Below are 19,656 nucleotides of genomic sequence, written 5' to 3' on the forward strand. Positions count from 1 at the left end.
CTTGCCATTATTTTAGCAACACTAGAAAAACAAGAGTGTAACATCATGATTTATATTATGATTTAGCGACAATCCGTCCATTTTCTGCTAAACTCGCCTCCATTCGGTCATAGGAGGCACGCATTAACCGCCTCAGCCTTGACCACAAATAGACTCAGCAACACCTCATAAATAGACAGTTATTTATGCTCAGGAACAGGCTATTTAATCTGCTGTTCTTGGTCTGTAGACCATAAAACGATACACACTCGCGCCTACTCATCCTTTAAATTTTTTATCGGATTGACACTGATCTGTCCTCGACATCAAGCGCTTAACATCCAGCATTAGCAGGTGCTTAATAACAAGATGGGTTACTTCTCATTGGACATTGTGCCCAATGAAATGCCCGCACTAAGACAGTTTGTAAGGAATTTTCATGCACATGACCTATATGATTGGCGAGCTAGAATCATTTTTAATTGCCATTTTCGTGCTGTTTATCGGCCACTCTATCAATCGCCATGTACGTGTCTTCAGGCAATATAATATCCCCGAACCCATAGTGGGTGGCCTAGTTGTCGCCGCGGGAGTTACATTTCTTCACTTTCAAAATATCAGTCTCGACTTCAGCCTATCACTGCAAAATACCTTAATGCTGATGTTTTTTAGCACCATTGGCCTCTCGGCAAACTACAAGCTATTGCTCAGCGGTGGTAAAAAAGTCTTCATCTTTTTAGGTGTGGCCTCAGTGTATATTGTGATTCAAAATGCCGTCGGCGTCAGTTTAGCCAGTCTATTGGGGCTCGATCCCATCATGGGACTTATCGCAGGATCAATTACCCTGTCGGGCGGGCATGGTACCGGCGTTGCTTGGTCACAAACCTTTGCTGAGCGCTACGGTATCAACACCTTAGAGTTTGCTATGGCTGCGGCAACCTTTGGTTTGATCATGGGTGGGATCATCGGTGGCCCCGTCGCGCAGCGATTAATCGGTAAGCATAATCTTGTTTCTCGCTATGGGGTTGGCCGCAAGCATCACAGTGAACATCCACATTTAGTCACTTATGATCACTTAGAAGAAGACCAAGTCACCGCCAAAACCATATTAGAAACTCTGTTTGTGCTGTTGTTGTGTGTTGCAGGATCAAAATGGCTCACGCTGTGGATCAGCCAATCGGGTATTGCATGGCTAAAGATGCCCGACTTTGTATATGCTCTTTTTCTTGGCGTGCTCATCGCTAATCTCACAGAACTCACCCGCGGTTACAAACCCCATACCGAAAGCATCGATGTGATAGGGACTGTCGCGCTGTCTCTCTTCCTCTCAATGGCCTTAATGACTTTAAAGTTATGGGAAATTTTTGATTTAGCGATCCCGCTACTGGTGATATTACTGGTACAAACCGCAGTGTTGGCCATTTTTGCCTATTTCGTGACGTTCAAAGTCATGGGCAGTAATTACGATGCTGCGGTGATCACCGGTGGCCACTGCGGCTTTGGTATGGGGGCAACCCCAACAGCGGTAATGAATATGGGCGCGCTAGTCTCACGCACAGGACCATCACCCCAAGCCTTTATGGTAGTACCTATCGTCGGTGCCTTCTTCATCGACATAGTTAACTTAATTGTCTTACAGGGCTATCTGAGCTTTATGAAGTAGTTGTTTATAACTCAATCACTTAAAAAATAGGGCGCCGACTTTGGCGCCCTATTTCATGGTTCAAAATAGTTAAGACTAGAATTCACGCATTAAGCGTTCAGGCCGAGGCAGGTAATAATCATCATAATCAAGGGAGAAAACGACTGAACTTGAACGGCCAACAATCTCATCACGGGGCACGAAGCCAATAACCCGAGAGTCTGCGCTGTTATCACGATTATCACCCAGTGCTAAATAATGCGCATCCGGCACTGTGACAGGTCCAAAATTGGCAAGCCTTGAGGGTACAGGGTTAAGGCGAATACTGTGGACCATACCAAGTAAATTTTCCTGCATTTCTGTCACATCAGCGGGAGCATAAGCACTCAATGCTTGGGATGTGTAGCTGAGCAGTTCACCGTTTAAATACAAGCGATTATCCTGCATCATCACAGTATCGCCTGGCACAGCTATTACCCGCTTAATCAGTTTTTTATCGGCCTTTTTCGAGTCAAATACCACGATATCGCCGCGAGCAGGATCTGCCAGTTTAACTAATGCGATATGCGTAAATGGCACCCTAAGATCATAAGCCATCTTATTAACAAGAATGCGATCACCCTCGACGATAGTCGGCAGCATAGAACCCGATGGCACAGTATTCCAATCGGCCACCGCGCTCCTGAACACTAGCATTAAACTGATAAACAGAAAAAAGGAGCGATTATCCTTAAGCAGTTTTGTTATTCCTTTGAACATAATATTCCCTCTATGGCATATATAAGCTAGTCGCTGTTCTCAGTTAGATAGACCCATTGAGTTGCACTAAGTTCTGTTGCTACCTGCTTAAGCACAGATCAATTTGTAAGCCAATGTAAAAAGCATATTCAATTCAAGTGCAGCAGAATCAACCCCATAACAAAAAAGCACTGAGCTTATGTCGCATCAGTGCTTTTAATGTTGGCTCAGCTTGTTGTCTTAATAAGCTTTATGTTTTAGCCCATCAACAGAGTTCACAAACCGCCCTAGCTCCCAGCCTTTAATAGCTCAGAGCAAGATTGGCTGAGCAATTGTCGGCAACGCCACACCCCAAGTAAGGCGACAATTAAGGCTCCAGAAACTGGGGCAATACCCCACCAAGGCCAGTGCATGTATACATTAAGCTCAAACACTTGCGTCTTAAGTAGATATAACGCAAATTCGGCCACAATTACGGCTAACACACCCGCAATACCGCCAAGCAAGGCGAACTCTAAACCCGTTGCACTGCGCAATAACCATCCTGAAGCACCAAAGGTACGCAACACAGCGAGTTCACGTTGCCGAGTTGCCATGCCAGCCTCAGTCTGTGCAATCAAGACTAAGGCACTGGCTAATAACACTAAGGCCAGCACTAAAGACAACGACAGCGACACTTGCTCAATTATCTGCCGCAACTGCCCCACCATAGCGCCAACATCTATGATAGATATCGTCGGAAATTGCTGAATAAGCGCAAGGATCACTGCACCCTTAGGCGTACCATCAGCATTAATAGTCTTATCGTTAGTCGCCTGATCATTCAGATAAAAACTCGCCATCGAGGTATACGCAAAAGGCGCGAGCGCTTCTTGGGTGAAAATCATAAAGAAGTTCGGTTGCAGCGTTTCCCAGTGTACGGCACGAATACTGGCAACTTTAACTGTGAGCTCTTGATTATCAATCACGTAAGTCAGCTTATCGCCAAGACCAATACCTAAACGCTCCGCCACGCCAGACTCCACCGACACTTCATCAGCGGCTTGATTAAAATGCCCCTCTAACAGTTCGTTGTTAGCAGGCAGTGTATTGCGCCACGTTAGGTTTAACTCGCGCGAAATGCCCACTCTTCCCTTTTCACCCGCTTCTGACTGTTCATTCGAAATCAGCGCTTCACCGTTAATTTGAGTTAATCGGCCACGGATCACCGGATAAATGTCTGTCGCCACTATCCCCTTAGCCGTCATGAAATCATTCAAGGGCTTTGCATCATCAGGCGCAATATTGACAAGGAAATAATTAGGCGCATTTTCGGGCAACTGTTTTTGCCATTCGTTAAGTAAATCTTGTCTTAACGCCAAAATCGTCAATAACAGTACCAGTGCAGCGCTAAAGCCGACCAATTGCACCGCATTTTGCCGCGCACGACGCCTTAGCCCCGCCAGCGCTAATTGCAAAGGATTGGTAGTCTTCATATCAACACTGTGTCCTGCTCGTATCATCACAAATCCAAGCAGACTTAATAGCGCAGCCAGCAATAGCACAGCCGCGACCACAGTCAGAGTCAAAGTCCAACTTTGGGAATACAAATAGCCCAATAGCGCCATAGCCCCTAGACTCAGTAGCAAATGCAGCCACATACCAAGCTGTAAGCCTTCTAACTGGCGCTGCAACACCCGCAGTGGCGGAATAGCCAGTAAACGCATCAATGGATAAGCCGAAAACATAAAGGCGCTGATGAGCCCTGTGCTGATGCCGAGTAATAATGGTCGTGTGAGTGGCGGTGAATAGGCCGCAATTTCGGGTGGCAATAGATAACTGATCCCAAAATCGAGTAACCCTCCCCCAATAAGACCTAGACCAATTCCCAGTAGCGTTACCAACAATAAATGAGTACCAAACAACAGGCGAATTTGCTTTGCCGAGGCGCCAAAGGTTTTCAGCATGGCCACCACATCGTAATGGCGCTGACAATAACGCTGGGCGGCAATACCTATCGCCGCGCAGGCCAATGCAATGCCCATCAAACTTGCCAGCAGTAAGAAGCGCTCCGCTCGCTTAACGGCTCCCGCAATCGGCGAGTCACCGGATTGCACATCGACCCAACGCTGGGTACTATTCAAAAGCGGTTTAACACTTTGTTCAAAGGCCGTAAGCGAGGCTTCATCTCCGGCAAATTGATACAGATAAGTCACGCGACTGCCCGGTTGAATAACACCTGTTTTGGCGACATCCTCCATCCGCATCAATACCACAGGCGATGAAGCAAAAGGATTAAAACCTGCGTCGGGTAAGCGGCTGATCTCATTGCTGAGCACAAATTCGCTGTTACCTAGTTCGATGGATTTGGGATAACCCAAAAGTCCGCCTAAGCGAGTCTCAAACCAGATTTGATCAGCTTGAGGTAACGCCTTAGTTTTACCGCTGGTGAGTTCAATATCGCCCTTAAGCGGGTAACCCGACTCTACGGCGCGTACTGTGACTAACTGAAACTTATCTCCCGAATAGACCATGGAATTAAATTGCATGTTAGTCACATGCTTAAGCCCAAGCGCTTCGGCTTTGGATAAAATCGCCGCATCAATTTTAACCGGCGAATCGATAATACGGTCGGCAGCAATAAACTGTGACGCTTGACCACTAATTGCCACTTGCAGACGTTCACTCACCCGCGCTAAGCCACTCACAGACAAAACCGCGAGCGTAATAGCGAGGATAATCAGTAACAATTGTCCCTGCTGTAACTCGCGTTTAAACAGGCGCCATGCCAGACTTAACTCCATTATTAAGCCTCCTTAACATCAGCTAGCAGTTCTGTTTGAGTGATATCTTCCTGTAAATGGCCGTTATCCATCACTAGTTGACGCTCACACCGCTTGGCCAGCAGCAGATCATGGGTAACAAGGACTAAGGTTGTATGGCTTTCTTGATTAAGCTCAAACAACATATCGGCAATCTTATGGCCGTTGACGCTGTCTAAATTGCCAGTTGGTTCATCGGCAAACAAAACTGTAGGCTCACAGATAAAAGCGCGGGCAATCGCCACCCTTTGCTGTTCACCACCCGAAAGCTGTTTGGGTAAATGGGTCAAGCGATGGGATAAACCAACCCGCACCAACATGGCCTGCGCTTTTTCCTTGGCATTGCTCACGCCTGCAAGCTCGGCGGGTAACATGACGTTCTCGAGCGCAGTTAAGGTATCAACTAACATAAAGGATTGAAAAATAAAGCTGACCTTCTGTTTACGCAGTGCCGCTTTTTGCTCTTCATTCAGTGGTGATAATGCCACACCATCGAGCCAAATCTCCCCCGACGTAGGCGTATCAAGCGCCGCAAGCAATCCCAATAAGGTGGATTTGCCCGAACCTGATGGGCCGAGAATGGCCACACTCTCACCTTGCTTGACATCTAAGTTAATGCCCTTGAGGATAGTGAGCGTTCCTTCCTGAGTAATCACTGATTTTTCGAGGTTAACAACATTAATGGCACTGTTTTTTAAGATGACGTTAGACATAGGATCCTTCTTATATAAATCGTTCTGGTATCAATCGCTAAGATTAAAATCAATGGCGAAGACCCTAGGGGCATTCATCCTACTGAGTGTACTCATGGTCACGCCCGCTCACGCGGCAAAGATACTGATCCTCGGCGATAGCTTAGGCGCTAGCTACGGCATGGCAGAACAGTCAGGCTGGGTAGCACTACTGCAAAAAAATCTGCCCGAACATCAGTTTACCAATGGCTCAGTGAGCGGCGAAACCACAGCGGGCGGCCTACGCCGATTACCCGCCTTGCTCGATGCTGTTGCTCCCGATCTTGTGGTCGTTGAGCTAGGAGGTAATGATGGTTTACGTGGATTCCCCCCAACGCAACTCGAAAATAATCTAATCCAAATCATTACCCTAGCCAAAGATAGCGGCGCAAAAGTGCTGCTGACCGAGATCATGGTACCGCCTAACTATGGCCCTCGCTATACCCAAAAGTTCACCCAAGTGTATCAAGACATATCTAAAACCCAGGATATAGTGTTGATCCCCTTCTTTATGCAGGATATCGCGCCCCATCCAGAATTAATGCAAAGGGATGGCATTCATCCCAACGAAAAGGCACAAGCTCAGATTGCGGCTTGGATGCAACCATGGATAGAAAATGCGTTAACCCAATAAAATAGCTGCTATTTTAAGCTAACGAACCGCTTACTTAGCTAAACTCATACTCAACGGATAAAAACGTGTTCTAACGCAAGATTAACCCTATAGATAAACAGTAAAATTCGTGTTAGCAAATGGTTAACTCAAACAAGGAGTCAATATGTCCCTTAGCCATCAGCAAAAAGTGTACATACCCAAGGAAGCCCGTACAAATCAATACATCACAGCCGAAATCAAGGTGACGGATGAGCTACTCAATCAATATCCCGATTATCAAAGCTGTTATCAAACTTTAAGCCGTTTGATATTTAATTTGGCAGAACAACACGATCTCCGTAATGTTCACGTGATCACTAACGATAAACTGCCAGTAGTGCGTTACCATACCGAAGCATATTGCTTCCAAACCACTGAACAAATTCTATTTTTTTATAACCCAGCCTACCACGAAGCCCAAAACTTATTCTCGCAAGAAAACTATCGCGCCCGCAAACTGCGCATTGTGTTTCTTGCCACAGGTGACGATATTCGCAGTAATTCCGCCAGTTTCCATATCAAGGTGCGTGAGTTGCTCACTGAATTAATGCCCTTAATGCCAATAAGCGATCTTAAGGTTAAGGTCCGCGACCATCAGCATTTATCCTATGATCTGTTCGCAAAAGCTAAGGGCTATAAAGAAACCTATGGTTATAAACTGCGCGCCATCGGCCCAAGATATAAAGCCAGAAAATGTGAGTTACCAGAAAACGTTAGCTCTCTTACCTATGTGACGGTAAGCTTGCCGCTGAGTCGCAAACTCAAACAGGGTTTATTACCTGACTCAGCCACTGACTTTACGCCTTTATATCAGCATCTTGAAGACTGCTTCCTCAAAGCGGCAGCTAATAGACAGCTGACACGCCTTGCTATGATAGCGAACGGCTTAACACCGCTTGTGCGTAACAGTAAGTTTGAAAAGCTCGACAGCAAAGCCGAAGTACAAATGATAGGGTTCGATCCTAATGCGACTGAGCAACAAGTTATCCGTCGCTGGGATGCCGATAACTTGGTCGAAGCCGCGCACTTTACCATAGTGGCAGGTACTAAGGACTGTGACGATTCGGGTTTCGGTCGCTTTATGAACAATGTTGAAACAGCCCTGAAGGCCTTTGCTGCGGACATAGGTGTCGATCCGGAGCGTGAAGATCTCATCGTACGTTTCCATCAACATATCAGCTATCAAATCTAACCCGCTTCGGTATTAGCCGCGAAAGCTCAGCAAATGAAAACGCCTGCAAATGCAGGCGTTTTTACTTTTATTCACCAATAGACAGAATTACATAGGACGATTTTTTTCTATGAGGCGATTGAAAATAGCGTTCACAGACAAAGAGGCACCGTGGGCAATTTTATCAGCGAGTTTCTTTCTCACCTGATAACGTATCTTGTACACAGTACGCTCTGTGGCGAGTGACATTATCACATCATCGCTGGTCGAAATCGCATCAACTAAACCTAATTCAATGGCTTGCTGACCGTACCAATGCTCGCCAGTGGCGACTTTCACTAAATCCAACTCAGGGCGATACTTACCAACAAACGCTTTAAATAAGACGTGGGTTTCTTCGAGTTCTTCTTGAAACTTCTGTCTTCCCTCATCGGAGTTTTCACCAAATACTGTCAAGGTGCGCTTAAAATTACCGGCCGTATGTTGCTCATAATCAATTTCATGCTTTTTCAGCAGGCGATTAAAGTTAGGCAGTTGAGCAACAACACCAATAGAACCGACAATGGCAAAAGGTGCAGCATAAATTTTATTCGCAACACAAGCCATCATATAGCCACCACTGGCGGCGACTTTATCAACACAGACAGTCAATGGAATATCTGATTGACGTAAGCGATCTAACTGGCTGGAGGCTAAACCATAACCATGCACCATACCACCGCCACTCTCTACATTGACAACCACTTCATCGCCTTTTTCTGCGATAGCGATAATTGCACTGATTTCTTCACGCAGTGATGCAACCTCAGCGGCATCGATACTGCCCTTAAAATCAATCACGAACACTTTGCCCGTGCAGGCTTCATCTGCGGCTTTGTCTTTTGCCTTTTCGTCAGCTTTTAATTGCTTTTCATAGGCTTTGAATTGTTTCTTTGACAGAAGTTCTTCTTTTAAGCCATGCTTAAGTTCTTCTAACTCTTCAGACAAGTTAGTGATCCTCAGCTCGCCCTTATCTGACTTGTGTTTTACAGTAGAAGCCAACACCACAATAATAACGGCAACGATTGCGACCACTATTGTGACGGCTTTCGCCAAAAACATTCCATACTCGTATAAAAATTCCAAAGTGTTCTCCGTTAGGGCGTTACATCATTCAGTCAATTGCGTGCTATTCTAACAGCCTAAAGGCCCATAAAAAAACCCAGCAAAGGCTGGGTTTTTCCGATTAAGGCAAGATTAGTTAGGACAAGTCGCAATGACCCCACTGTTTGTCACTAAAATCGTCACGTCGTCCTTACCTGCAGTAGCAGCATAGGTTGCCACTTGAGTCTGCATTTCAACCGTGGCAGCCGCGGCCATACCATCCGTTGATTCCTTTTCTTTAGGATCAACAATCGAACTGTGGTGACCTTTAGCGAAACGCACAACGCCATGACCTTTGCTCGTGCTATCGGCACAAGGTAGCCCGATGGCAGCGATCAGCGGCTCAGTGCCCGATAATGGGAAGTTATCGACGCGATTAGGCAGCACTTGATCTGCTAAGTTACCGTTACCATCACCCGCAACTTCAATTAAGTGCACAGGTAAGCCAGTCGCTTTTAACATAGCAGCATGGTTAACAGGATCTGCAGAATCTACCGCTGTTTGAACCGCAAAGGCAAACGTCGGAATAAACTGTGCGTATACCGCCTGCACCAGTGCCGCATATTCAGGGCTACCAGGCTCATAACCTGCTGTATTAGCCGCATCGACCTGTGCTTGGAAAGTTGCAGATGCCGTAATATTACTAAACAGTACTGGGCCAAAAGTTGCAGAACCTGCGAATGATCCTGCTAATCCACCTGCTGGCGCAACTAAGGATACAGCATTGATAACATAAGCATTTGGCAAGGCATCGCCGGTTGCTGGATTCTTCATACCTGTGCTGGCATAGGTCGCAAAATCGGTGCCCACAATGGCGCCTAAACTCAGACCTTGAGCACTGATTTTAGTCACATCAAATACTTGCGGCTGACCTGCTTGTGCTAAGCCCTGTGCTAAGCCCGTAAGAGCAAGACGCACCCCTAAATGGTCCATCGTCGCTTGACGGAAATTATCTCGCACCGACAAAGTGCTAGAAATATTCACAAACACCAACGGGTTACCATTTTTAAAGGCGTCCGGTTTACCGACAACTGCACCGAAGGCAGGATCTGTCGCAGAGACTTCATAAATACCATCACCGTTAGCATCGAATGAACGCGCACCGTGAAGTGGCATATCAATAGCCACAGTCGCAACCCCCATTGCTGCATACGTGCCGGCATAGGCCAATGACATTTCTTTACCGCCGCCTAAACCATGCAGTGCGATTGTTGTTGGCCAACCAGATGTAGGAGGAATAAACTCACGACCTTGCTGTTGATAAAAAGCGGCCAATTTCGTTGCATTGGGCATAGAAATCAGCACAGATACTGTTTCATAACCTTTAATTGCTGGAATAGGATTGAATTTAGTCAGATGTTTGGTTTTATCAACTGCCGTACCATCGTCTAAAACCCATGTTTTACCCGCCATTAACGAGGGATTAGCTAAAGCATCAGCAGGGTTGGCAATACCATTAGCCACCGCTTGCATACCAAAATTATTCTGGCTGAGTGTGCCCGCTTGCAGTGCTAGTAGCACAGAGACAGGGCTATCACCTTGTGCTTTCCAATGACCATTAATTAATGGTTTACCTTCAGCGGATAAACAACCAACTGAAGAACAATCACCGTAAATAGGCAGTTTAATTTTTGCCGTATACACATCAGCCAAGTTTGCGGCAACATAGGCAGCTCCAGCAGCTGGTGTTAAGCCCGCCACTTGAGCCACAGTCAATCCAGTCGGTGTTGGCATCTGGGCAAAGCTTGGTGCATAGGGAGCACCCTTCGCCATCAGCAATTTGGTGGTTTCATAGACGTTAGCAACAGACTGAGTGGTAAATAAGCCAGAGTAACTGATGGTTAAAGGATCGACCTTATGGGCCGCAGCAATCCCTTTCTCATAACTGTTCACTAAGGTTTGCAGCATCAATTGATCTGGCGTTTCTAAAGGTAACGTATTGATATCCAGCTTCAACAAACCATAGGTCGTTGAAGGAGCGATACCACGACCTTCAGAATCTTGAATAAGATTCGTTGTCGCATAAATATAAGATTGCCCGGCTTTGAGTGGCTTAAGCGGAATTATCACCACTTTTTTGCCCGAAGCGGTTGATATAAAGTCAACGCCAAACTGCAACTCAGCGCCCACTTTACAGGCTGAAACTGACGGTTTAGCCTTACATTCGGGATCAGATGATAATGCGCCGCCTACTGTGGCTTCAAACATTCTGACAGCACCCGGTTGCGCAACCGATGCCGCCATTAAGGTCAGCGGTGTACCGTCATGTTTTTTCGCCAAATCGATATCAATAGAAATCGGTGATGTCGTCGACCACCCATCTAACGCCCCAAGCGCTATTTGTGGATCAACATAATTGCCCGAGCTTTCACCCGGAATTGATAATGTGCCATCTTTGGTGCCACTGAACAGCAAATCATTCGGTAATGGAACTTTTGAATTAGCAGGGTCGAACACCATGTGCGATTCAGGGATGAGCACTTCTGTCTTATCCTTGAGTTCATTAAAACTGTCCTCACCACATCCTGTGAGGCCCAGTGCAGATGCAATCGCAACACCCAAAATGAGTCTTTTCATCTTTTTTCCCCAAATCTTGTTGTAATAGTTTTGTTTTCCCCAAGAAATTAGTCACAATAGCTTTTAGATCTGTGACCAATAGGGCTTATGTTAGCCCCTAACTCATTTCAAGTTAACGTAAAAATATTGAGTTAGCCACAAGTTTGTCACAAAGATTTTAGCTATTGATAACAAAGTTTCATTCATTTGTTTGAAACATGCGTTTATCACTTCGGCGACTCTAGAAGTGGCGGGCATTCTCGCCAAGAGGAAAAAGAGACTCATGTTGGAATATCAAGCAGCAAAAGATTTACTCAAGGGCAAGACGATTTTAGTCACAGGCGCTGGTGCTGGCATAGGCCGTACCGCCGCCATTGAGTTTGCAAAACACGGCGCCACTGTGATTTTACTTGGTAAAACAGTGAAAAAATTGGAAGCAGTTTACGACGTAATAGAACAAGCCGGTTATCCCAAACCTGCCATAGTGCCATTGGATCTTAAGGGCGCAACGGAACAAAATTATCGCGATATGGCCGATACCATAGCCGAGCAATTCGATCATTTAGACGGCTTATTACATAACGCTAGCTTACTCGGTGCCTTAGGTCCGTTTGAACACATAGATATTCCATCACTCGAAGACGTGCTCAAAGTGAACGTCACGGCCCAAGTCATGCTAACTAAAGCATTACTACCTGTGATGCGCCAAGCACCCAGTGCATCGATTATCTTTACGTCGAGCAGTGTGGGTCGTCAAGGCCGAGCCTATTGGGGACCTTATGCTTTCTCTAAGTTTGCCACCGAAGGCATGATGCAAGTTCTCGCCCATGAATGCGATGGCACCTCAGTTCGAGTTAACAGCATCAATCCAGGAGCTACCCGCACTGAGATGCGCGCTAAAGCCTACCCTGCAGAGAATCCACTGGATCTCAAAACCGCTGAAGAGATCATGCCGACCTATCTATATTTGATGGGTCAAGATTCTAGTGCCGTCAACGGACAGCAGTTTAACGCACAGTAATCGAATCGCTTATTGAGTTTCTGTCGGTATGATTCGGCAATATTAAAGGGCCTATTTATGGCTCTTTATTATTTTAGATATTCTCAAAATGAAACCCAGAACTTTGTCGATGACATTAAGTACGACAAAGATAGCGCACCGCCAATCTTAGCTTAACTGAATTTTTGCAAAATAAATCATCGTTTTAGCTTTGGCGACTCTGTTTGATTCATCAAGCGAATTTTGCGTATCCAGCTGTGAGTCAGCTAACTCATGGCTGGAGTAATAACTTACCCACAACTCATTTCCATCAATAACAACGCCCGCATAACTAGTATCGCCCTTCGATGGCAGTGTCAGTAGTTCTTGAACCACGCCAGTATCTGGATGAATTTCAACTAAAGCCGTGCGAACTTGCTCATCGTATAAACGCACTACAGCCAACAAACGGGATTGATACATTAACATCACTGGCCCACCAATGCGCTTATCGAGTTCTTGCCATTGCCAATCAGTGAATGGCATTTGACTGCGGCCGAGTAAACCGACAAATTCTGGGCCCCATACGGGATCGCGCCTCAATAGACAAAAGCCGTTTTCTTGATGAAAAACAATGGCAGTTTCGTTGACATAACCTTGATTATTAAACACCTTTAACCAAGTCTCAAACTGCACCCCATCATCACTTTTATACAAGCGAGTATCGCCATCAGGCCCAGCGCGATAACCCACGCCATAGAGTGCATTTTGATGCTCGGTTAAGCGCCATAACCAATAGCCTTTATCAGCGACTTTTAACGCATCCGACCACGCTAGCCCATTGGCTGAGCGCCAAAGATGTGATTGTAAGCCGGACTTATCGTGTAAAGTCCCGCCGCCGAGTAAGAGTAATTCCCCTTGATACTCAATCAGTTTGCCATCGCGTAAATCCGCCTCATCCGAACGGATCAGCGCCACGCTCTGCCAAGTGTCGCCTAAATCCGCTGAGCGTAGAATTCGTAGCGCACCATCGGGTGACACATGGGCAGTCCCTTCACGGAAAACGCAAAACAGTGCCCCCTGAAACGTGATTAAATCGGTAAACGCATTATGGGCAGCGTGTTCCCAAATCCGTTTCACTGAAATTAGCTTCATCCATTCACTCCTCAATCCAACTGAGACTTGTTATAACATAGCTGCAAATAACAGAAAGCAAAAAGGCCGCTTAGCGGCCTTTTTCATTGGGATAAAACAACTTAGCTGCGCTGACGCGATGGCTTAGGTTTTCCCGATCCGGTTACTTTATGCTTACGTACGGCGCGGCGAATTTTAGCACTCTTCACCTGAGCACGGGCTACGCTGTGTTTATCAGCGGCGAGCATAGTACGAGTTTCGGGCTCAAGACCTGCCAGCTTACGCAAGTAGTTAACTTGCTCTACGGGCAATTCAACCCAGCCACCACGAGGCAGTGATTTTGGCAGTTCGACCATACCATAACGAATACGGATCAAACGGCTCACTTGCACTTCTTGGGATTCCCACAAACGGCGCACTTCACGGTTGCGACCTTCGCGTAAACACACATGCCACCACTGGTTCATGCCTTCGCCGCCCGCTGGTTTGATGCTATCAAACTGCGCAGGGCCGTCTTCTAACATGACGCCAGTACGTAAACGTTGCACTGTCGCCTCAGGGATTTCACCAAAGGTACGCACTGCGTATTCGCGGTCGACTTCGTTCGATGGATGCATTAAACGGTTCGCCAACTCACCATCTGACGTAAACAACAATAAGCCTGAGGTGTTAATGTCTAAACGACCAACCGCTACCCAGCGTGAATCACGCACTTTAGGTAAGCGATCGAATACCGTTGGACGGCCTTCAGGATCTTTACGACTACAAATTTCGCCTTCAGGTTTATGATATGCCAGCACACGGCAAATCACATCTTCGGCAGACTTTAACGAAATGGCTCTGCCATCGATACGCACTTTAGCATCAGCTTCAATACGATCCCCAAGGCTAGCAATTTCACCATCAATACTAACTCGGCCTGCAGCAATCCATGCCTCCATCTCACGACGGGAGCCATGGCCTGCACGGGCCAAGACTTTCTGCAATTTTTCACTCATTTAGTATTTTGCTCTTCTGACTGTTCTGGCGTTGATTTCAAACCTGAAAAAACCGCCTGCAATGACTCAGTATCCGACAACGGCGGTAAATCCGCTAAGGTATCTAAGCCAAAATATGCTAAAAATTCTAAGGTAGTGGCATATAACGCGGGTCGCCCCGGTACTTCTTTATGGCCAACTACTTTAATCCAATGTCTATCTGACAAACTTTTTATGATGTGACTACTAATGGCCACACCGCGCACCTGCTCAATATCGCCGCGAGTCACAGGTTGACGATAAGCAATCACCGCCAAGGTTTCTAATGTCGCACGCGAATATTTAGGCGCCTTTTCTTGCCACAGAGGCTGCAAAAAAGGACTCAAGACTTCTAAGGTCTGGAAGCGATAACCTCCAGCGACTTTCACAAGTTGCACACCTCTGTCTTGATAATCCTGCTGCAGCTCATCCAATGCAGCTTTTATTTTGTCTCTAGAAACCGTGAAATCCACCAATACAGTGTCTTTCAACATTTTCGCCGACAAGGGTTTCCCCAATACAAACAAACTCGCTTCAATAAGCTGTTTTAATTGAGTCGGATTTATCTGCATCAATTAATAGGCCTTAACGTAAATAGTTGAAAACGGCTCTGTTTGGTACAATTCGACCAATAATTCTTTGACTAATTCCATCAAAGCTAAGAAGGTGACTACCACGCCGGCACGGCCTTCTTCTAGGGTAAATAAACGTTCAAATGCCGTAAAATCTTCCGAGTTCAACATGGCTAAAATCTGGCTCATGCGCTCACGGGTCGATAACTGTTCACGCTTAACATGATGATCTTCATAGGCATCGATACGTTTGAGTACATCACCAAAGGCGCGGGCAATTTCAAACAACGAAACTTCTGGCGGGATCATTAACGGCTTAATGTCGGGTGCTGCCACTGCTTTGGCTTGAAATACATCCCGCTCGAGCCGCGGTAAATCATCGAGTTTTTGCGACGCTTCTTTAATCACTTCATAGGCTTTCAACTGACGGATCAATTGCGCCCGAGGATCTTCCTCAACCTCATCTTCGGCCACCATACGCGGCAGCAGCAAACGGGATTTAATCTCGGCAAGCGTTGCCGCCATCACTAAGTAATCAGCGGCAAGTTCGATTCTAGCCTGAGTCAGCAACGTAATATATTCTAAATACTGCGCGGTGATTTGCTGAATGGGTAAATCGACAACGTCTAATTTTTGCTTACGGATCAAATATAAAAGTAAATCCAATGGCCCTTCAAAGGACTCGAGGAATACTTCTAATGCCTCAGGCGGAATAAACAAATCCAGCGGCATTTCGGTCATTGCCTGACCACGAATAACGGCTAAGGGTAAACTTTGTTGCGTGCCCTGCATCCGCTATCTTGCTCCGTTAACACTGCGCTATCCAACCTAGGCTAACGCCAAACGCGCGATTATACCTGTAAATCTACGGCGATAAAACTGCCAAATGTTGACTACCACTATCCGAATCACTTACCCGCATCCATTAGCGATAAATCTAATGCGGCAGATTTAGAGGAACGGCGTGATATCACCCGCGCCTTCACGTAAAATCTCGGCGCCATCTTCAGACATATCAATCACAGTCGTTGGCTTTTCGCCTAAATAACCACCGTGGATAATCACATCCACTTGATGCTCGAGCAAATCACGAATTTGTTCAGGATCAGACTCGGCAAATTCTGCATTCGGCATCACTAAACTGGTCGACATCAGCGGCGCATCTAAGGCTTCAAGTAACGCCAGTGCGATCACATTGTCGGGCACACGAATACCTATGGTCTTTTTCTTGTCATTTTGTAAGCGACGCGGTACTTCTTTAGTCGCTTTGAAAATGAACGTATAAGGCCCAGGCGTGCAACTTTTTAGGATGCGATACGCCTGATTATCCACTTTAGCGTAAGTCGCAAGTTCGGATAAATCACGGCACATCAAGGAAAAGTTATGATCGTTCTCAATTTGACGAATTCTCGCCATCCGCGTCATAGCGTCTTTCTCACCAATCAAGCAGCCTAAGGCATAGCCCGAATCGGTGGGATAAACAATCACACCGCCGCTTTTCAATACGGCGACCGCCTGACTAATAAGCCGCGTTTGCGGATTTACTTCATGTACATAAAAAAACTGACTCATGGTCGTTCCATCCAAGATTCCGATTGCCAGACCCAATCAATACCTTGGGGCTGATACAGATTTTTACCTAATTCTATCCAACTGCTCGGAAAGTGAAAATCACTCCCTATCGATGCGAGCAACTGGTTTTGGACACTCAGCGCCACAAGATTGGCCCTGTCGTCTAACGTTTGCTGGCCAAGCACCACTTCCATGGCATCTCCACCCGCTTCTTTAAATTCACGCACTAAGCGCTTAAGCCACTTAGCCGATAACTTATAACCACTGGGATGCGCCAACACGGCTAATCCACCTGCGTTATGGATGATATCAATGGCACTGGCCATATCACCCCAATTATTAGGCACATAACCGGTTTTACCGCGTGCAAGGTAGCGTTTAAAGACGCTGGGCATATCCACAGCATGACCATTTTCAGCCATCCAGCGAGCGTAATGTCCACGGCTCAATGCCGCATCACCCGCCAACGCCTTAGCACCTTCGTAGGCACCTTCAATGCCGGCTTTAGCTAATCTATGGCCAATTTCTTGAGCACGTAATTCACGTAATTCACGCTGGTTTTCTAAAAATGCTAATAACGCTGGATTATCAGCATCGAAGTTAAGCGCCACTATGTGGATATCGTAACTGTTCCAGCGAGTAGAGATTTCCACGCCAGAAATCAATTTCAATGGAGTAGCTTGAGCCTGATTAAAGGCACGGGCTTCAGGTAAACCAGCCACTGTGTCGTGATCGGTAATGGCAAATAACTGCACACCCTTTTCAAGGGCTCTTGCCACCAATTCAGACGGCGTTAACTGACCATCGGACGCGGTCGTGTGGCTATGTAGATCAGCCAATATGCTTTGAGTATTCATGGCGCTATTGTACGCGAACTTGTTAACAAATGCGCTGCTATCTCGTATTTTGTGGCTGAGTAACATCAATTTTATGCATCATTGCAGCGAATAAATCGCAGAAAGTGAAAAATATTCAATTGACATTCAGCTCCAGCTAAGGTTTTCTATACACCAATTGACTGAATTAGCGAGACCCTTTTGAATGACACACATTAACGCTTCATTAAACATCATTTGGTGGTGGCACTTCCCAACGTAGCGGGTGGTGTGAAGCTCTGTGCTCATTTGAAAGTGACCAGAATCAACAAGAAGCCCGCAGAAATGCGGGCTTTTTTGTTAGGTGCGAAAAATGTCGGCAGACTCGGGTAAAAAAATTAAGAAAGCGAGATAACTCATGATGTTAAAGACATTTTATAAGGTAGCTGGAATATGAACATGCCCAAACAGACATTCGCACGCTCAAGCACACTCAAGGCGGCATTAACCTACCACAGCGATCCACTACGCTTATATCAGCACATCACACAAGATGCGCCCCATACTATGTTGCTCGAATCGGCCGAAATCGACAGTAAAGATCACTTAAAAAGCATGGTGATGACCCATGCCGCCATGATGATCCGCTGTGACGGTTATCAGCTGACCTTCACCGCACTGACCGACAATGGCGCGAGCTTACTTGCTCCCATCGCGCTCTTTTTCAGTACTGCTGTCAATGTGGCCCGAGATAACTTGACCTTAGTGGTGACATTGCAAAAAGACACTCAGCTGCAGGATGAAGATGCACGCTTAAAATCGACCTCGCCACTCGATGGTCTGCGGATGTTTATCCAGCAGATTGATTGTGGCGCTCATACTGGCAGCCAGACTAAACCCGCATTTGAGGATCTGTTTTTAGGTGGCGTGCTGGCATACGACTTGATTGATACCGTCGAACCGCTGCCAGCCGTACCGAACCGCGATAACGATTGCCCTGATTACTTATTTTACCTCGCTGAAACCTTAATCCTTATTGACCATAAACTGAAACAAGCTGACATCATTACCCATAATTTTAGTGGCGATTCCGACCAGTATGCCGCCATTACCGCAGCGCTAAGCGAGCGAGTTCAGCAGTTAAGCACACAATGTAAAACTCTGGGTAATTCACCTGCTGATATACCGACACTGGTCGCCATCGACGCAACTGAGCAAGTCAATATTTCCGATGAGGTGTTTAAACAAACCATTATCGATTTGAAAGAACACATTATTGCGGGCGATATTTTCCAAGTAGTGCCATCCCGTAGCTTTAGTTTGCCTTGCCCGAATACTTTAGGGGCTTATCGTGCCCTGCGCCTGACTAACCCTAGCCCTTATATGTTTTATTTCAGAGGCCAAGATTTCACGCTTTTTGGTGCCTCACCAGAAAGTGCGCTCAAATTTGATGCCAGCAGTAATCAGGTAGAAGTCTACCCGATTGCAGGCACCCGCAAACGCGGTAAAACCGCCACGGGCGAGATTGATTTTGACTTAGACAGCCGTATTGAACTTGAACTGCGTTTAGATAAAAAAGAACTGTCGGAACACTTAATGCTGGTCGATTTAGCTCGCAACGATATCGCACGCATCAGCCAAAGCGGCAGCCGCAAAGTCGCCGAACTATTAAAAGTTGACCGTTATTCCCACGTGATGCACCTCGTCAGCCGTGTAACGGGTCAACTGCGCCAAGATTTAGATGCCCTGCATGCTTATCAGGCCTGTATGAATATGGGCACATTAGTGGGCGCACCAAAAGTACGTGCATCACAACTGGTACGCCAAGCAGAAAAAGCCCGTCGCGGCAGCTATGGCGGCGCTGTGGGTTACCTTAATGCCCTTGGAGACATGGACACTTGCATCGTGATCCGCTCCGCCTTTGTTAAAAATGGTACCGCCTTTATTCAAGCGGGCGCTGGCGTGGTATTTGATTCTGATCCCCAAAGCGAGGCTGATGAAACCCGTCAAAAAGCCCAAGCCGTGATTTCGGCCATCAAAATGGGCGCTGGACTGCTAGTAACTGAATCACCAGTGAATGAATCGTCAGCCCAATCCACTTCAGCACAATCCTCTTCAGCACAATCCTCTTCAGCACAATATAAATAGGAGC

The 19,656-nt window shown here is 46.4% G+C and carries 16 protein-coding genes and 1 other annotated feature; of the genes, 5 read left to right on the forward strand and 11 right to left on the reverse strand.

Features of this window, described 5'->3' with window-relative positions; genetic code table 11:
* Nucleotides 1-418 precede the first annotated feature (418 nt).
* A complete protein-coding gene (gltS, locus tag L5M10_RS01135; protein WP_168824169.1) occupies nucleotides 419-1,642 on the forward strand; it encodes a sodium/glutamate symporter in 1,224 nt (407 codons plus the stop codon).
* Between the two features lie 75 nt (nucleotides 1,643-1,717).
* Here the strand turns inward: gltS and lepB are convergent, their stop codons facing one another.
* The 3 genes from lepB to L5M10_RS01150 all read right to left on the reverse strand — a co-directional run bounded on the left by lepB (nucleotide 1,718) and on the right by L5M10_RS01150 (nucleotide 5,873).
* Entirely contained in the window at nucleotides 1,718-2,380 is a 663-nt protein-coding gene (gene lepB / locus L5M10_RS01140; protein WP_219234380.1) for a signal peptidase I, read from the reverse strand.
* 266 nt (nucleotides 2,381-2,646) lie between these two features.
* Nucleotides 2,647-5,142 carry an ABC transporter permease gene (locus L5M10_RS01145; RefSeq protein ID WP_263254689.1) on the reverse strand — a complete coding sequence of 832 codons (2,496 nt, stop codon included), beginning with the start codon at nucleotides 5,140-5,142 and terminating at the stop codon, nucleotides 2,647-2,649.
* Nucleotides 5,143-5,144: 2 nt separating this feature from the next.
* Nucleotides 5,145-5,873, reverse strand: coding sequence for an ABC transporter ATP-binding protein (locus L5M10_RS01150; RefSeq protein WP_028760984.1), 729 nt, complete (start codon nucleotides 5,871-5,873; stop codon nucleotides 5,145-5,147).
* A 52-nt stretch (nucleotides 5,874-5,925) separates the two neighbouring features.
* Here L5M10_RS01150 and L5M10_RS01155 point away from each other — a divergent pair, with 52 nt between their 5' ends.
* Together L5M10_RS01155 and L5M10_RS01160 are read left to right on the forward strand one after the other, a co-directional pair.
* On the forward strand, nucleotides 5,926-6,525 hold the full coding sequence (locus L5M10_RS01155; RefSeq protein WP_263254690.1) for an arylesterase: 600 nt from the start codon (nucleotides 5,926-5,928) through the stop codon (nucleotides 6,523-6,525).
* A gap of 145 nt (nucleotides 6,526-6,670) precedes the next feature.
* On the forward strand, nucleotides 6,671-7,738 hold the full coding sequence (locus L5M10_RS01160) for a DUF3083 family protein (RefSeq protein ID WP_028760986.1): 1,068 nt from the start codon (nucleotides 6,671-6,673) through the stop codon (nucleotides 7,736-7,738).
* A gap of 87 nt (nucleotides 7,739-7,825) precedes the next feature.
* On the opposite strand, the gene sohB is transcribed toward L5M10_RS01160, so the two are convergent.
* Nucleotides 7,826-8,842, reverse strand: coding sequence for a protease SohB (gene sohB, locus L5M10_RS01165; protein WP_198572807.1), 1,017 nt, complete (start codon nucleotides 8,840-8,842; stop codon nucleotides 7,826-7,828).
* A 111-nt stretch (nucleotides 8,843-8,953) separates the two neighbouring features.
* On the reverse strand, nucleotides 8,954-11,437 hold the full coding sequence (locus L5M10_RS01170; RefSeq protein WP_198572806.1) for a VolA/Pla-1 family phospholipase: 2,484 nt from the start codon (nucleotides 11,435-11,437) through the stop codon (nucleotides 8,954-8,956).
* A 262-nt stretch (nucleotides 11,438-11,699) separates the two neighbouring features.
* Here L5M10_RS01170 and L5M10_RS01175 point away from each other — a divergent pair, with 262 nt between their 5' ends.
* A complete protein-coding gene (locus L5M10_RS01175) occupies nucleotides 11,700-12,437 on the forward strand; it encodes a YciK family oxidoreductase (protein WP_105252124.1) in 738 nt (245 codons plus the stop codon).
* A gap of 147 nt (nucleotides 12,438-12,584) precedes the next feature.
* On the opposite strand, the gene L5M10_RS01180 is transcribed toward L5M10_RS01175, so the two are convergent.
* The 6 genes from L5M10_RS01180 to rnm form a co-directional block, all read right to left on the reverse strand.
* Nucleotides 12,585-13,550, reverse strand: a complete 966-nt coding sequence (locus tag L5M10_RS01180) for a hypothetical protein (protein ID WP_028760990.1) — start codon at nucleotides 13,548-13,550, stop codon at nucleotides 12,585-12,587.
* A gap of 101 nt (nucleotides 13,551-13,651) precedes the next feature.
* Nucleotides 13,652-14,527, reverse strand: a complete 876-nt coding sequence (gene rluB / locus L5M10_RS01185) for a 23S rRNA pseudouridine(2605) synthase RluB (protein WP_028760991.1) — start codon at nucleotides 14,525-14,527, stop codon at nucleotides 13,652-13,654.
* Nucleotides 14,524-15,117 (reverse strand): SMC-Scp complex subunit ScpB, encoded by a 594-nt coding sequence (gene scpB / locus L5M10_RS01190; RefSeq protein ID WP_263139034.1) that lies wholly within the window; start codon nucleotides 15,115-15,117, stop codon nucleotides 14,524-14,526. The genes rluB and scpB overlap by 4 nt, the downstream gene beginning before the upstream one ends.
* Nucleotides 15,118-15,120: 3 nt before the next feature.
* Nucleotides 15,121-15,909: a segregation and condensation protein A gene (locus tag L5M10_RS01195; RefSeq protein ID WP_105252121.1), complete on the reverse strand. Its 789-nt coding sequence runs from the start codon at nucleotides 15,907-15,909 to the stop codon at nucleotides 15,121-15,123.
* Nucleotides 15,910-16,068: 159 nt separating this feature from the next.
* Nucleotides 16,069-16,689 carry an L-threonylcarbamoyladenylate synthase gene (locus L5M10_RS01200; protein WP_028760994.1) on the reverse strand — a complete coding sequence of 207 codons (621 nt, stop codon included), beginning with the start codon at nucleotides 16,687-16,689 and terminating at the stop codon, nucleotides 16,069-16,071.
* Nucleotides 16,686-17,546 (reverse strand): RNase RNM, encoded by an 861-nt coding sequence (gene rnm, locus L5M10_RS01205; RefSeq protein WP_113940744.1) that lies wholly within the window; start codon nucleotides 17,544-17,546, stop codon nucleotides 16,686-16,688. Before rnm ends, L5M10_RS01200 begins: the two co-directional genes overlap by 4 nt.
* 211 nt (nucleotides 17,547-17,757) lie before the next feature.
* Nucleotides 17,758-17,865: a sequence feature (Trp leader region), on the forward strand.
* Between the two features lie 98 nt (nucleotides 17,866-17,963).
* Between rnm and L5M10_RS01210 the strand changes: the two genes are divergently transcribed.
* Entirely contained in the window at nucleotides 17,964-19,652 is a 1,689-nt protein-coding gene (locus L5M10_RS01210; RefSeq protein WP_263254738.1) for an anthranilate synthase component 1, read from the forward strand.
* The last annotated feature ends 4 nt before the right edge of the window (nucleotides 19,653-19,656 follow it).

The sequence above is a fragment of the Shewanella sp. SM32 genome, assembly GCF_025654235.1.
Lineage (GTDB): Bacteria > Pseudomonadota > Gammaproteobacteria > Enterobacterales > Shewanellaceae > Shewanella > Shewanella oncorhynchi.

Excerpts from the sequence above, each read along its gene's own strand:
- rluB (WP_028760991.1), bottom strand. The coding sequence starts at position 14,527 with ATGAGTGAAAAATTGCAGAAAGTCTTGGCCCGTGCAGGCCATGGCTCC.
- rnm (WP_113940744.1), bottom strand. The coding sequence starts at position 17,546 with ATGAATACTCAAAGCATATTGGCTGATCTACATAGCCACACGACCGCG.
- L5M10_RS01200 (WP_028760994.1), bottom strand. The coding sequence starts at position 16,689 with ATGAGTCAGTTTTTTTATGTACATGAAGTAAATCCGCAAACGCGGCTT.
- lepB (WP_219234380.1), bottom strand. The coding sequence starts at position 2,380 with ATGTTCAAAGGAATAACAAAACTGCTTAAGGATAATCGCTCCTTTTTT.
- L5M10_RS01145 (WP_263254689.1), bottom strand. The coding sequence starts at position 5,142 with ATGGAGTTAAGTCTGGCATGGCGCCTGTTTAAACGCGAGTTACAGCAG.
- L5M10_RS01195 (WP_105252121.1), bottom strand. The coding sequence starts at position 15,909 with ATGCAGGGCACGCAACAAAGTTTACCCTTAGCCGTTATTCGTGGTCAG.
- L5M10_RS01210 (WP_263254738.1), top strand. The coding sequence starts at position 17,964 with ATGCCCAAACAGACATTCGCACGCTCAAGCACACTCAAGGCGGCATTA.
- L5M10_RS01150 (WP_028760984.1), bottom strand. The coding sequence starts at position 5,873 with ATGTCTAACGTCATCTTAAAAAACAGTGCCATTAATGTTGTTAACCTC.
- scpB (WP_263139034.1), bottom strand. The coding sequence starts at position 15,117 with ATGCAGATAAATCCGACTCAATTAAAACAGCTTATTGAAGCGAGTTTG.
- L5M10_RS01160 (WP_028760986.1), top strand. The coding sequence starts at position 6,671 with ATGTCCCTTAGCCATCAGCAAAAAGTGTACATACCCAAGGAAGCCCGT.
- L5M10_RS01170 (WP_198572806.1), bottom strand. The coding sequence starts at position 11,437 with ATGAAAAGACTCATTTTGGGTGTTGCGATTGCATCTGCACTGGGCCTC.
- L5M10_RS01155 (WP_263254690.1), top strand. The coding sequence starts at position 5,926 with ATGGCGAAGACCCTAGGGGCATTCATCCTACTGAGTGTACTCATGGTC.
- L5M10_RS01175 (WP_105252124.1), top strand. The coding sequence starts at position 11,700 with ATGTTGGAATATCAAGCAGCAAAAGATTTACTCAAGGGCAAGACGATT.
- L5M10_RS01180 (WP_028760990.1), bottom strand. The coding sequence starts at position 13,550 with ATGAAGCTAATTTCAGTGAAACGGATTTGGGAACACGCTGCCCATAAT.
- gltS (WP_168824169.1), top strand. The coding sequence starts at position 419 with ATGCACATGACCTATATGATTGGCGAGCTAGAATCATTTTTAATTGCC.